We start from the raw sequence: 13,390 nt of genomic DNA, 5'->3' as shown, positions 1-13,390 counted from the left end.
ATCGCCTCCTCCCGCGCCGAAGAGGCATCTCGTACGAAGGCTGATCCAGCTCTACGTCGGTCTCACGCTGTACGGCGTGAGCTCCGCGCTCCTCGTGGAGTCGGGTCTGGGGCTGGAGCCGTGGGGCGTGCTGCACCAGGGCCTCGCCGAGTTGACGGGGCTGACGATCGGCGTCGTGTCGATCATCGTGGGTGCCACGGTGCTGCTGCTCTGGATCCCGCTGCGGCAGCGTCCGGGCCTCGGCACCGTGTCGAACGTGTTCGTGATCGGCATCGCGATGGACGGCACCCTCGCACTGGTCCCCGGCGTGCACAGCCTGGCGGTACGGATCCCGCTGCTCGTGGGCGGAATCGCGCTCAACGGAGTGGCGACCGGCCTCTACATCGCGGCGAAGTTCGGGCCTGGCCCGCGGGACGGCCTGATGACGGGCCTGCACCGGCGCACCGGCCGGTCCATCCGCCTGGTCCGCACGGCCCTCGAGGTGGCGGTCGTGGTGACCGGCTTCGTCCTCGGCGGCACGGTCGGGGTCGGAACGGTGCTGTACGCGCTGGCGATCGGCCCCCTCGCCCAGGTTTTCCTGCGCGTCTTCGCCGTCCCCACGGCATCCGGGGGCAGCGCAGTCGTTGCCGGTTCGCCACCGAACCGAGCGATACTCCGTGCGTGACCACCGCCATACGCCACCCGTATCTCGACCATCCGGGGCCCATCGCGTTCGCCCACCGCGGCGGAGCGGCCGGCGGCCTGGAGAACACCATGGCCGCCTTCCGGCACGCGGTCGAGCTGGGTTATCGCTACATCGAGACCGATGTGCACGCGACCTCCGACGGCAGGCTCGTGGCCTTCCACGACGCGACGCTGGACCGGGTGACGGACGCGGGCGGCCGCATCGCGGATCTTCCGTGGAGCGACGTGCGGCACGCGCGCGTGGCGGGCAGCGAACCGGTCCCCCTCTTCGATGAGCTCCTCGAAGCCTTCCCCGACGTGCGCTGGAACGTCGACATCAAGGCGGAGCCCGCGCTGCTCCCGCTGATGGACCTGATCGAGCGCACGGGCGTGTGGGACCGCATCTGCGTCGGTTCCTTCTCCGAGGCACGGGTGGCCCGGGCGCAGCGCCTCGGGGGCCCGCGCCTCGCGACGTCGTACGGCACGCGGGGTGTGCTGGGGCTGCGCCTGCGGTCGATCGGCATCCCGGCGGCGGTGCGCCGGTCCGCGGTCTGCGCCCAGGTCCCCGAAGCCCAGTCCGGCGTCCGCGTCGTCGATCACCGCTTCATCCGTGAGGCCCACGCACGTGGGCTGCAGGTGCACGTCTGGACGGTCAACGAGGCCGAGCGGATGCACCGGCTCCTCGACCTCGGCGTGGATGGCATCATGACCGATCACATCGAGACGTTGCGCGACGTGATGAAGGACCGCGGGATCTGGGTCTGACGGCTCCCCGCACGCCGCGCCCGTCCGCGTACGGGGCGACCGAGGGCGAAGCGAGGCCACGGGTGGGGACAGGACCGGGAACCGGTGCCGTGCAGACGGCGTCCGACGGCGGCGACGAGAAGGCCGCCCGGCGGCGCGAACAGCGCGGCTGGTACGTCTACGACTGGGCGTGCTCGGTGTACTCGACGAGCGTGCTGACGGTGTTCCTCGGTCCCTATCTCACCGAGGTCGCCAAGGCCGCCGCGGACGCGGACGGTTTCGTGCATCCGCTGGGCATCCCGGTCCGCGCCGGATCCTTCTTCGCGTACTCCGTGTCCGCGTCCGTGATCCTCTCGATCCTGCTGATGCCGCTGGCAGGCGCGGCAGCCGACCGTACGGGCCGCAAGAAGCCGCTGCTCGCGGCCGCCGCCTATCTGGGCGCGGCAGCGACCGCGGGCATGTTCTTCCTGTCCGGCGACCGCTATCTGCTCGGCGGTGCGCTGTTGATGGTCGCCAACGCGTCGCTGGCGGTCTCGATGGTGCTCTACAACTCGTATCTGCCGCAGATCGCGGCTCCCGAGGAGCGCGACGCCGTGTCCTCGCGCGGCTGGGCCTTCGGCTACGCCTCCGGCTCGCTCGTCCTGGTCGCCAATCTGGTGCTCTTCACGGCCCACGACAGCTTCGGGGTGTCGCAGGGAACGGCGGTACGCATCTGTCTCGCCTCGGCGGGCGTGTGGTGGGGCGCCTTCACCCTGGTCCCGCTGCGGCGGCTGCGCGACCGCGGGACGCCGGACGCCGAGGCGTCCGCCCACGGCTGGCGGCAGCTGGCCGCGACCGTACGCCACATGCGCCGGCATCCTCACACGCTCGCGTTCCTTCTGGCGTATCTCGTCTACAACGACGGAATCCAGACCGTGATCTCGCAGGCCTCGGTCTACGGATCGGAGGAACTGGAGCTCGGTCAGTCGACGCTGATCGCCGCGGTGCTGCTGGTGCAGGTGCTGGCCGTGGCGGGCGCGCTCGGCATGGGCCGGCTGGCCCAGAGGTACGGCGCAAAGCGGACCATCCTCGGTTCGCTGATCGCCTGGACCGTCACCATCGGGGCCGGATACTTCCTGCCCGCGCGCACGCCCGCCTGGTTCTTCGTGCTCGCCGCGGGCATCGGGCTGGTGCTCGGCGGCAGCCAGGCGCTGTCACGGTCACTTTTCTCACATCTGGTGCCGAGCGGAAAGGAAGCCGAGTACTTCTCCGCGTACGAGATGAGCGACCGCGGGATGTCGTGGCTCGGCCCGCTGCTCTTCGGGCTCACATACCAGCTGACCGGGAGTTATCGCGACGCGATCTTCTCTCTGGTGCTCTTCTTCGTGATCGGTTTCGTGTTGCTCGCGCGCGTTCCCGTGCGGCGCGCGGTCCTGGACGCCGGCAATCCCGTTCCGGAACGGATTTAGCACCGGGCGGCAAAGGGCGGTAGTGTACGCGTTTGGCCTGCCAGGCGGACCGTTACTGCGCGACAAAGCTCTATCAGCGCTGGGTGACATCTGCTGCCAGATGTGACAAACCGGGCGTCGGTGGGTACAAAAAGGGGCGGCTACGACGGCGACGCATGACCCAGATCGGGAATCTTTACCGCCGACCGGACGTTGACCGGATGACGACGACAGCGACACCTGTCCTGTGGGCGACAAGCCCGGGAGGCACGATTCATGAGTGAGCGAGCTCTTCGCGGCACGCGCCTCGTGGTGACCAGCTACGAGACGGACCGCGGCATCGACCTGGCCCCGCGCCAGGCCGTGGAGTACGCATGCGAGAAGGGGCACCGCTTCGAGATGCCCTTCTCGGTCGAGGCGGAGATCCCGCCGGAGTGGGAGTGCAAGGTCTGTGGGACCACGGCACTCCTGGTGGATGGCGACGGCCCTGAGGAGAAGAAGGCGAAGCCTGCGCGTACGCACTGGGACATGCTGATGGAGCGGCGCACTCGCGAGGAGCTGGAAGAGGTTCTCGAGGAGCGGCTCGCCGTTCTGCGCTCCGGCGCCATGAACATCGCCGTGCACCCGCGGGACAGCCGCAAGTCCGCCTGACCCGGAGGGCCGGGCGCGACCGCCGAAGGCGCACAGCCGCGGCTGCCACACATCGGTGTGGCAGCCGCGGCTGCTTTGCGTGCCCGGGCCCGGGCCCGGGCGGGCTGCTTGGCCATGCGGGCCGAGCCGCGGTCAGGACGTGAGCGGCGGGCCGCCGTCAGGGCGTGAGGGCCGGGCCCGGCAGAGGGGGCGGACCGCGGTCAGGGCATCGGCGACGCGCCGCCGTCAGAGCTGGGGACCGGGCCCCCGTCTGAGCGTGAGGGTCCGACCCCCGTCAGAACCTGGGAGCCGGCCGCCGTCACGGCGTCAGCGGCGGGCGCGGTCCGGTGTCCGGGCGGGAGGCGGGCGGTGCGTCGTCGCGGATGACCTCGCCCTGGACGACCTTGCCATCGGGGCGGCGTATACGGGCCTGCTGGAAGGCGTCTCCGAGACTGCCAGGAGGGGCGGCCTGCAGCCGCCGCTCGAACGTGCGCTCTGCGTACCGGCTCAGGAACTTCTGGACCGGCGGCACCAGGCAGAGCAGGCCCAGAGCGTCGGAGATCAGACCGGGCATGATCAGCAGCAGCCCGCCGAGCATCGTCAGCGCGTTGCCGCTGCCGCGCCGGTCTCCTGGCGGGACCGCGGCCGTCTGCTGTTGCTGCTGTTGCAGCGCCTCACTCAGGCGCCGGAAGGCCCGCCGCCCGGCGCGCTTGATGAGCAGGGAGCCCACCACGATCCCGGCGATCAGCAGCAGAAAGACGGTGAACCCTCCCGCAGCGTCCGCCACGACGGTCAGCAGCCAGATCTCCAGTACCAGCCACGCGGCGATGGCGAGCGGCAGATAGGAACGCGGCCGGGAGCGCCGGGGCCGGGCGGTGTTCGGGGGAGGCGTCGCACCAGTCATCATGCTTCCAGTGTGCCGGTGCCGGGCTCAGCCCCGCGTAAGCGGGCGGCCGACAGGGAGCGGCACCCCGGCACCGGGGCACGGCGGAGCAGCCGGACTCAGGCGCGCTTGCGGCCCAGCACGCGGCCGACCCGCTCCTCCATGCCCCACGCCGTGACCCGCCACAGCGCCTCGACGACGATGTTCCGACTCATCTTGGAGTCCCCGTGCTCACGCTCGACGAAGGTGATGGGCACCTCGACGACGTGGTAGCCCCCCTTGACGGCACGGCGTGCCAGGTCGACCTGGAAGCAATACCCCTGCGAGGCGACCTCGCGAAGACCGAGGCCCTCGAGGGTCTCGCGGCGGAAGGCGCGGTAGCCGCCGGTGACGTCCCGGATCGGGACGTCGAGCAGCAGCCGCGAGTACGTGCTGCCGCCGCGGGAGAGGAACTCGCGGGAGCGAGGCCAGTTCACGACACGGCCGCCGGGCACCCAGCGGGAACCGAGCACGAGGTCGGCACCCTTGAGCGCGGTGAGCAGCCGGGGCAGTTCCTCGGGCTGGTGCGAGCCGTCGGCGTCCATCTCGATCAGTACGCCGTAGTCGCGCTCGAGTCCCCAGCTAAAGCCCGCGAGATAGGCCGCGCCGAGGCCTTCCTTTCCCCTGCGGTGGAGCACATGGACGTGGTCGTCACCGCCGGCGATCTCGTCGGCGAGTTCGCCGGTGCCGTCGGGGCTGTTGTCGTCCGCGACGAGGATGTGCGCCGCGGGCACGGCGGCCCGCACGCGGTCGACGATCGACTTGATGTTCTCCGCCTCGTTGTACGTCGGGATGATCACCAAGGCCGTGCCGAGCGGACCGAACTGCCGCCCCCGGGCCGCCGCCCGGGCGCTCTCATCACCGTCGTTCACTGCTGCCCCTTCACATCCGTACGCAGGGCTCCACCATAGTGGCCGCTGCCTGCGCCATCGTGGTCAGCAGGCTCCCGTGGGGGTGTCGATACGACAAGAATCCGGCAAGAGAAGGGCAAGAGGCCGCGGGAGACCACGCGGGAGTCCGCACCTCCGGCGGGGCCGCGGCGGATCGGGGCCCGGCGCCCTTCGGGCCGACCTGGGACCCGCTGGCTGCGGATCTACCGAAAGCCGTTGTCTACTGAGCATCCGGGCCCCACCCGGGTCGCACCGTCCCCCAGACTCTTGGGAGCAGGGAGGGACCCCCATCCGGCAGGAACGTTCCCTCGCCCCCGAGGCGCGGGCGCTGGGACTGGCTCCCAGTGGTGGTGCGCCGGTGCGGCACACCACCCCATGACCCAGCCGCGTTCGACGACTGCGTGGAGGTTCCCCGTCGGACGTCCAGTGGTGGACCCGGCCGAACCTACCGGCCGACCTCGGCCGTCTGTCAACAGCCCTTCGAGCTGCCGCGATTCCCGGAAATGGCAGGTCAGTGGCGAGGATGCGCAGGTCGCACGACGGGACGGCACGCCAAGATCGACTGCGCGCCTCCCCGGTACATCACTCGTCCGGCCGTACGAACACCGTCCGTCCGGACACCACCGTGCGCAGGCAGACGGGCAGTTCGCTGCCCGGAGAGAGATCCGGCAGGCCAGGGGTGCCGGAACGGGGATCGGTGGACCAGCGTGCGACGCGGTCGTCGGGCGCCTGGACGACCAGGTCGCCGGTGCGCCACACGGCGTAGTCCGCGGGCGCGCCGGGCACCAGGATCCCCGCGTCGTCACGGCCGATGGCCCGCCAGCCGCCGCGCGTATGGGCGGTGAACGCGGCGCGCACCGAGACACGGTGCTCGGGCGTGCGATGGAAGGCCGCGGCGCGGACCGTGCCCCACGGGTCGAGCGGCGTGACGGGGCTGTCGGAGCCGAAGGCCAGCGGGACGCCGCTGCGCAGCAGGGCCGCGAACGGATTGAGGCCACGCGCGCGTGCGGCGCCGAGACGCTGGGCGTACATCCCGTCCTCGCCGCCCCACAAGGCGTCGAAGGCCGGCTGGACGGAGGCGGTGAGGCCGAGTTCGGCGAAGGCCGCGATGGTCTCCGGGATGAGCATCTCGGCGTGCTCCACGCGGTGCCGGGCAGCACGGATACGGGCCAGACCCACCTTGTCGGCCGCGGCGCGCACACCCTCGACGACCGCGGTGACGGCCTCGTCCCCGATGGCGTGGAAGCCCGCCTGCAGTCCCGCCTCGGTACAGGCGACGACGTGTTCGGCGACCGCTGCGGCATCCAGGTACGCGGCGCCGGTGTGCCCGGCGTCGGCGTACGGCTCGTGCAGGCACGCGGTGTGCGAGCCGAGGGCGCCGTCGACGAACAGGTCGCCCGCGGCGCCGATCGCGCCCAGAGCCCTGATCTTCTCGGCGCCTCGGGCGTCCGCGATCTGCTCGCCCCAGTAGCCCACGACGCGCGGCCCGGGCTCCTCCGCGGCCAGCCGCAGCAACCCGGTGAAGTCGTCCTCACTGGAGATGTCCGGCCCCGCGCACTCGTGCACGGAGCCGATGCCGAGCGAGACCGCTTGCCGCAGGGCCGCACGCTGCGCCTCGGTGCGCTGCTCGGGGGTGACCGCGGCCTGGGCGGCGGCGCGCAGAGCGTGGTGGGCGTCGCGGGTGAGCGGCCCGTCGGGCTGGTACCCGGCGCGCTCGGCGACGTCCGGCACGAGGTCCAGCAGCGCCGTGCTGACGACCGCGGAATGCACGTCGATCCGGGAAAGATAGAGCGGGCGGCCGCCGGTCGCCTCGTCGAGCTCGGCGCGGGACGGCGCTCGCCCGCCCGGCCAGCGGGCGGCGTCCCAGCCGTGGCCGAGGAGGACCCGGTCGTACGGACGTGCAGCCGCATGCTCGCGTACGAGTGCGAGGGCCTCGTCGAGGGAGCGGGCGCCGGTCAGATCGAGGCCGGTGAGGGTGAGCCCGGTCGCCGTCGTGTGGACGTGGGCGTCGGTGAACGCCGGGGTGACCAGGGCACCGTCGAGGTCGATCACCTCGTCGACACCGTCCGCGAAGGCGTCGGCGGCCCCCTCGGAGCCGACCCAGGCGACGCGTCCGCGCTCGACGACCATCGCGGTGGCGAAGGGGTCGGCGGGGGTGTGGATGTCGCCGCGGCGCAGCAGCACGGTGCGATGGTCTCTGCGACTGGTTGGGCTCTTGCTCATGGGGACAGTGTCTCCCCCTGGATCACTGCCGCCTTACTCGGGTTGCACGTCGGGGCGCCGTAAGGCGTGGGGTGTGCCCACCCTCCCCCATTGTCTTAAGGGCATGGGAGGTACCCCCGTCGCCCTGCGGAACGCCTGCCCACAACAACTGACTCAGATCTTCGGAGGTCTCGCCTCGTACGGCGTGGAGAGGACCACCGTCGTGCGGGTCGAGACGCCGGCCAGGGAGCGGATGCGGGTGAGGAGGTTTTCCAGTTCGAGCGGGGTCGCCACGCGCACCTTGAGGATGTAGTTCTCGTCACCGGCGACGCTGTGACAGGCCTCGAGCTCCGGGACGCCGGCGAGCCGGTCCGCGATGTCGTCCGGCGCACTGGGGTCGAACGGCTTCACCGAGATGAAGGCCGTGAGCGGCAGCCCGACGGCCTCGGGGTCGACGACCGCGGCATAGCCGCGGATGACGCCGCGCTGCTCCAGCCGGCGCACCCGCTGGTGCACGGCCGACGTGGACAGACCAGTGGCCTTGCCCAGGTCGGTGTAGCTCATCCGCCCGTCCTTGACGAGCAGCTGCACAATCTGACGGTCCAGCTCCTCCATGGCGCAAAAGCTACAGTGCGCATGATCCTCCCGGATACACGCTCGGCTATGCGGACGATGGCACACCCACTGGACCATCCACCGTTTTCCCCTGGTTTCCGGTCTTCCGGCCACCAATCAGCCCCTCGTCGTTCGAGGTTTCGGCACCTGCACCCGGCATGTGACGAACGCCACAGGACTGTGGCCGTGTCCGCGGGTTGGGCGCGATTACCCGTACGACCAGGCGGGAAGTGCTTGCTGTGGTCCAGGCCGCAGCGCCTTGACGGCCCACCCGAGGGGGAGTTCATGCAGAGTCTGAAGCGTCCCGGTCGGCCTGCCCGCAGCAGGCAGCAGCCGGTCATCGAGCCCGCACCGGAGGGCGTCGAACCGGTCGAGGACGAGCTCGACACCTACGACACTCTGGAGATGTACCGGGTGATCTGCCCGGACTGCGCCCAGCCGATCGCCCTTCTGGCGGACGAGGACGTCCTGCCGGAGCATGCACTGTGCGCGTCCCCGTGGAACCCGTTCGGGCTCACGGTCTGCCCCGGCACGGGCCGCTGGGCATCCGACGCACGGCCCGCGGACGAGTCGCTGGAGGCCGAGGAGCAGGAGATGGGCCTTCTCCTGACGCTCCCTCAGGGGCTCGACTGGCGGACGCAGCCGTTCTCGCACGTCGGCGGCCCGGGCTCGCGCCCCATCCGGATCTCGGCGATCCGCCGCCCTGCCGCGTAGCCTCAGCCGATCAGCCCCCCGTATCTGTCCTGCACCATCGCGGAGAGAATGCCGTGGTGCAGGATCAGTGCGTCCGGAGCCGCGCAAGCGGAGGCCGCAGCCCGAATGGGACGGCCCAGCCTCACCCGCCGTCCGTGAACGCCCAGCCTCACCCGCTGCCCCTGAACGCAGAGTCGATTCCTCATACCGGTGACCTGTCTGCCCTCCCAGGCGTTGGATCAGGCATGACGCCTCCGCACGCGACAGGCCGCCGTCGCCGCCTCCTGGTCCCCGCTCTCCCCATGTCGGCAGAATCGGTTCCCCGGCCGCCCCAGATGCCGGACCCGCCCATCTACCGCGCCCTGATGACCTCCTGGGCCAACCGCGGCAAGACGCTGCCGGGGCGCCACGACCCGGAGTGGGTGCGTCTCGCGGCGCCTCTCGTCAGGGCCGGACAGTTCAGCGGGACTCGGGTCCCGCCAGGTGACGGGCGATGACCATCCGCTGAATCTGGTTGGTGCCCTCCACGATCTGCAGCGCCTTGGCCTCACGCATGTAACGCTCGACGGGGAAGTCAGCGGTGTAGCCGTAGCCGCCGAGCACCTGGACGGCGTCGGTGGTGACCTTCATCGCGGTGTCGGTGCACAGCAGCTTCGCCATAGCGGCCTGCTTGGAGAACGGCCTGCCCATGTCGCGCAGGCGGGCCGCCGAGAGACAGAGGGCCCTGCCCGCCTCGATGTGCGTGGCCATGTCGGCCAGCATGAACCGCAGGCCCTGGAAGTCGGCGATCCGCCGGCCGAACTGCCGGCGCTCGGTGGCGTACGCCAGGGCCGCGTCCAGCGCCGCCTGGGCCACGCCGATCGCGCAGGCCGCGATGCCGAGCCGTCCGGAGTCGAGTGCGGACAGGGCGATCGCGAAGCCCTGCCCCTCCTCGCCGATCCGGCGGCTGTCCGGCACCCGCACCCCGTCGAAGTGCAGCTGAGCGGTGGGCGAGCCCTTCATGCCCATCTTCTTCTCCGGCGCCGCGGCACTGAGGCCCTCGGCGTCCCCGGGCACCAGGAACGCCGTGATGCCGTGCCGGCCCTCGCCACCGGTGCGGGCGAACACCGTGTAGAAGTCGGCGACGCCGCCATGGGTGGTCCATGCCTTGGTACCGGTCAGCACCCAGGTGTCACCCTCCCGCACGGCCTTCGTACGCAGGGACGCGGCATCGGAACCGGAGGCGGACTCGGAAAGACAGTACGCACCGAGCAGGCCGCCGCCGAGCATGGCGGGCAGGTGCTCGGCCTGCTGGTCCCTGGAGCCGTAGCCCGCGAGCGCATGACAGGAGAGGGAGTGGACGCTGACGCCGAGGCCGACGGTCAGGCGCGCTGCGGCGAGCTCCTCGAGGACCTGGAGATAGACCTCGTACGGCTGGTCACCGCCGCCGTACTGGGAGGAGTAGGGCAGTCCGAGCAGTCCGGACCCGGAGAGCAGCGTGAAGACTTCGCGCGGGAAGCGCCCGGCGTCCTCCTCCTCGGCCGCCTTCGGGGCGATCTCACGCTGGACGAGGTCACGTACGAGCGAGAACAGGTCCCGGGCCTCGTCCGTGGGCAGTTGACGGTCCACCGGCTGCGGGGCGCGGTCGTGCATGGCGACGCTCTCCTCCCTGTCGGGCACTGCGGCGGACGCGCGCACAGACGGGGGCGGCGCCGCCGGCGGGGTCCTGACCCGTCGGCGGCAGCCGCGGGTCACCGACCCCGGAAAACTCGGCACGCCTCAGCCGATGCTGCCCTTCCGGATCACGGAACGGCTGATCAGCGGCTGTGGCGCGGTGAGTATGCCCGATCGGAGGCAGAGCATCACGGTTCACATCGGTATGGCCATGCAGACCCGGTCAACGGGTCCGGTCACATGAGTCCGGCCTGCGTGACGAACATCGCGAGAACCACGACCAGGACCCAGCCCAGGACGTGCTCCAGGATCCTGGGCCCGTCGTCGGGACCGCCGGTGCGGGTACGGGTGCGGCCGGCGGTGGCGGAGGTCGAGGTCATGGCAGCTCGCTTGACGGTCGTAGGGCAGTGGACTCCCCCGGTGATCTGTCCACCTTGCCACCGAAACGTCCCCCTGCGGGCCCCCAGCCGGAGAGACATCGCTCACGCGCCGGGGCACGCCGGGGACGAGCCCTCAGCCCACACCCACCGCGGCCAGTGCCCTCACCTGCTGCGGGGTCGGCCGCGCCGGGAAGTACAGGTAGCAGACGCCACCGGTACCGGAGACCACCTTTCCGGTGGAGTTGTACCGCTTGGTCCGCAGCCAGATGTTCTCCCACTCCCGCCTCTTGTAGACGCGCCGTACGGCCTCGTCGCTCGGCGACGCCGGATCGTTGGCGACCACGTCGCCGTCCGCGGTGAAGCCGATCACGGTCATCAGATGCCCCGACGTGCCGTAACCGGCCCCCGTCAGCTCCTCCTTCAGGAACGACTGCGAGGTGATCGCCGGGATCCCCGCACCGATCAGCGTCTCCAGATCGGTCAGCGAGCCGAGCCGGGTGACGACGCCCTGCAGGTCCTTGTAGGTCGCCGCGTAGGCGGCGTTGAACGGCCAGTTGCCGCAGCCCTCGTACTGGTAGTCGTAGGTGAAACGCGCCGCATGGCACACCTGCGGGTCGGCGTACGAGGGGTCGACCCAGGCCAGGTCCTCGGTCGTCGGCTTCCGGCCCCAGTACTCGATGATCATCTGTGAGGAGGTGGGGCTGCACCAGGCCTCGCCGCCGTTGTCGTACTCGGGGTACTGACCGGCGTGGATGCTCTGCGAGTACCGCGGAACGATCAGTTCCGTCGCGAGCCCCGGCGTCGAGGCCGGGACGGTGAAACGGTCCGGGATGTCGGAGCCCATCGCGCCGAGCCTCCATACCGTGGGCGTGACGTTGCTGCCTGGCCTGCGGTAGAGGGTGAGGCGGAGCCGGTACGAGACGAGGCGGAGCCCGGACGCCGGGTCGTCGATCGCGAAGGTGTCCGTCCAGATGCTGCTCTTGCCGTCGCTCTGGTCGTCGACCGATGTGCGCCTGATGTCCTGGTCACCGGAGGCCCAGCGCCCCATCACGTACCAGGGGGTGTCCGTGCCGTCGGTGTAGGTGCCCTGCAGTTCGACCTGGAGCCAGGTGCCGGCCGGTGTGTGCGCGTTCCAGGACGCGATGGCCTCGGTCGAGGGCACGGAGAGTCGGTGGACGGGCGAGGTCCACTGGGCGTACTCCCAGATCGCGTTCTGCCCGGTGTGCGGGTCCGTGTAGTCGGTGGTGCCCGCCGGCCGGCCGATCACCACGCCCGGACGGGCCCCCGCGACCACCCGGGTGCCGTCGGAGGTGCCGCTGCGCCAGTCCGTGTACGAGGTCCAGGCGCGGTTGTCGACCAGGGACGTGGCGGCGCCCCTGGCACTGCCGACGGAGGCGGATGGAGCGGCGGTGGCGGCGGACGCGCTGCCGGTGCCGCCGGCCGCCGCGGCGGCGATGGCGGCCGTGAGCACGGTCCTGCGGGACATCGGGTGGGATCTGGTCATGGACGGGGTCCCCCAGTGGCGTCGGATCCGGAAGAGGTAGGTCAGGTTCACGACAGTGGCCCAACTATGACCGGTGCCACGCATGTTCTGCCAGCACATCGGAGGCAGCCACGCCCACCAATATTGGCCTTGACCTCTGAACATTCCGGCGCCGCGCGGCCCGTAGGCTTGAGGCGATGACCATGCGACCGCCGCTTCTCCGACTGACCCGGGCCCTTCGGGCGCTGCCCCCTTCGTGCGGTCCGGTGCGGCTGGTCGGCGTGGACGGACACGCGGGGTCCGGAAAGTCCACGTTCGCCGTGCGGCTGTCCGAGGCGCTGGGCGGAGCCCCGGTGCTCCGCCTCGACGACATCGCGACGCACGAGGAGCTGTTCGGCTGGACGGAGCGGCTGGGTGAGCAGGTGATCCAGCCGCTGTCGAGAGGCGAGACCGCGCGCTACCTCCCCTACGACTGGCACACCCGCCGCTTCGGCACCGCACGCGCCCTGGAGCCCGCACCCGTGGTCCTCGTCGAGGGTGTCGGCGCGGGCCGCTGGGAGCTGCGGCCGATGCTGGCGCTTCTGCTGTGGATGGATCACCCGGCGGAGGAGTCGTGGGACAGAGGCCGCCGACGGGACGGTCCGGAGCAGAGGGAGTTCTGGGAAGGATGGGTCGCCGCCGAACTGCAGCACTTCGCCGACGACCCGTCCCGCCCCTTCGCCGACCTCCTGGTACGGCAGTGCCCTGAGGGATACGAGATGCTGCGGGGACCTGCTGCGACCGCAGAATCAACTCGAGCCGTCACGCTTCGTGATGGACCGTTCATGGTGCGCTGAAAGCCTCGGCAGGCCGCTCCCACGACTTTCGGAGAGTGTCCTCAACTCTGCTTGACCGACACGTCGTACAGGACTTACGTTCTCAATGTGCGGCCTTTCGAGGCTGCCCCACAGACGCGAAGCCCCTGGTTGTTCCCCCGTGACCGGGGGCTTCGTTCTGTCCTTTTTCGCCTTTCGGTGCCTGCGCCGCGCCGCAATCCGCTCACCCTCGGTCACCATTCGCCTGTGCGCCCTCTCTGCTCCCACCTGCCC

General features: G+C 70.8%; 13 protein-coding genes. 6 read left to right on the top strand and 7 right to left on the bottom strand.

Going from position 1 to position 13,390, the window contains the following annotated elements; translation table 11 throughout:
- Positions 1-40 precede the first annotated feature (40 nt).
- From yczE to ACWD4J_RS32415, 4 genes are all read left to right on the top strand, one after another.
- The gene (yczE, locus tag ACWD4J_RS32430; RefSeq protein WP_451399074.1) at positions 41-664 is read left to right on the top strand and encodes a membrane protein YczE; all 624 of its coding nucleotides are present in this window, start codon (positions 41-43) and stop codon (positions 662-664) included.
- Entirely contained in the window at positions 661-1,428 is a 768-nt protein-coding gene (locus tag ACWD4J_RS32425; protein WP_451399039.1) for a glycerophosphodiester phosphodiesterase, read from the top strand. The genes yczE and ACWD4J_RS32425 overlap by 4 nt, the downstream gene beginning before the upstream one ends.
- An 89-nt stretch (positions 1,429-1,517) precedes the next feature.
- Positions 1,518-2,855: an MFS transporter gene (locus ACWD4J_RS32420; RefSeq protein ID WP_451399038.1), complete on the top strand. Its 1,338-nt coding sequence runs from the start codon at positions 1,518-1,520 to the stop codon at positions 2,853-2,855.
- A 255-nt stretch (positions 2,856-3,110) separates the two neighbouring features.
- On the top strand, positions 3,111-3,485 hold the full coding sequence (locus tag ACWD4J_RS32415) for an RNA polymerase-binding protein RbpA (protein ID WP_067283835.1): 375 nt from the start codon (positions 3,111-3,113) through the stop codon (positions 3,483-3,485).
- A gap of 298 nt (positions 3,486-3,783) precedes the next feature.
- Here the strand turns inward: ACWD4J_RS32415 and fxsA are convergent, their stop codons facing one another.
- The 4 genes from fxsA to ACWD4J_RS32395 all read right to left on the bottom strand — a co-directional run bounded on the left by fxsA (position 3,784) and on the right by ACWD4J_RS32395 (position 8,093).
- Positions 3,784-4,371: an FxsA family membrane protein gene (gene fxsA, locus ACWD4J_RS32410; RefSeq protein ID WP_451399037.1), complete on the bottom strand. Its 588-nt coding sequence runs from the start codon at positions 4,369-4,371 to the stop codon at positions 3,784-3,786.
- A 95-nt stretch (positions 4,372-4,466) separates the two neighbouring features.
- The gene (locus ACWD4J_RS32405; protein WP_451399036.1) at positions 4,467-5,258 is read right to left on the bottom strand and encodes a polyprenol monophosphomannose synthase; all 792 of its coding nucleotides are present in this window, start codon (positions 5,256-5,258) and stop codon (positions 4,467-4,469) included.
- Positions 5,259-5,858: 600 nt separating this feature from the next.
- Entirely contained in the window at positions 5,859-7,499 is a 1,641-nt protein-coding gene (locus ACWD4J_RS32400) for an amidohydrolase (protein ID WP_451399035.1), read from the bottom strand.
- 153 nt (positions 7,500-7,652) lie between these two features.
- Entirely contained in the window at positions 7,653-8,093 is a 441-nt protein-coding gene (locus ACWD4J_RS32395; RefSeq protein ID WP_451399034.1) for an Lrp/AsnC family transcriptional regulator, read from the bottom strand.
- A gap of 285 nt (positions 8,094-8,378) precedes the next feature.
- Here ACWD4J_RS32395 and ACWD4J_RS32390 point away from each other — a divergent pair, with 285 nt between their 5' ends.
- The gene (locus tag ACWD4J_RS32390) at positions 8,379-8,807 is read left to right on the top strand and encodes a hypothetical protein (RefSeq protein WP_451399033.1); all 429 of its coding nucleotides are present in this window, start codon (positions 8,379-8,381) and stop codon (positions 8,805-8,807) included.
- A gap of 438 nt (positions 8,808-9,245) precedes the next feature.
- Here ACWD4J_RS32390 and ACWD4J_RS32385 read toward each other — a convergent pair whose 3' ends face one another.
- The 3 genes from ACWD4J_RS32385 to ACWD4J_RS32375 form a co-directional block, all read right to left on the bottom strand.
- Positions 9,246-10,418: an acyl-CoA dehydrogenase family protein gene (locus ACWD4J_RS32385; RefSeq protein WP_451399032.1), complete on the bottom strand. Its 1,173-nt coding sequence runs from the start codon at positions 10,416-10,418 to the stop codon at positions 9,246-9,248.
- A gap of 257 nt (positions 10,419-10,675) precedes the next feature.
- Complete coding sequence (locus ACWD4J_RS32380; protein ID WP_451399031.1) at positions 10,676-10,819, bottom strand: SCO1431 family membrane protein; 144 nt, start codon at positions 10,817-10,819, stop codon at positions 10,676-10,678.
- Between the two features lie 133 nt (positions 10,820-10,952).
- Positions 10,953-12,323, bottom strand: a complete 1,371-nt coding sequence (locus tag ACWD4J_RS32375) for a peptidase C39 family protein (protein ID WP_451399030.1) — start codon at positions 12,321-12,323, stop codon at positions 10,953-10,955.
- Between the two features lie 176 nt (positions 12,324-12,499).
- Here ACWD4J_RS32375 and ACWD4J_RS32370 point away from each other — a divergent pair, with 176 nt between their 5' ends.
- A complete protein-coding gene (locus ACWD4J_RS32370) occupies positions 12,500-13,138 on the top strand; it encodes a uridine kinase family protein (protein WP_451399029.1) in 639 nt (212 codons plus the stop codon).
- The last annotated feature ends 252 nt before the right edge of the window (positions 13,139-13,390 follow it).

This window comes from Streptomyces sp. NPDC002577, assembly GCF_053594815.1.
The sequence above is the reverse complement of the archived record's forward strand: the minus strand, read 5'-3'. Positions and strand labels throughout refer to the sequence as shown.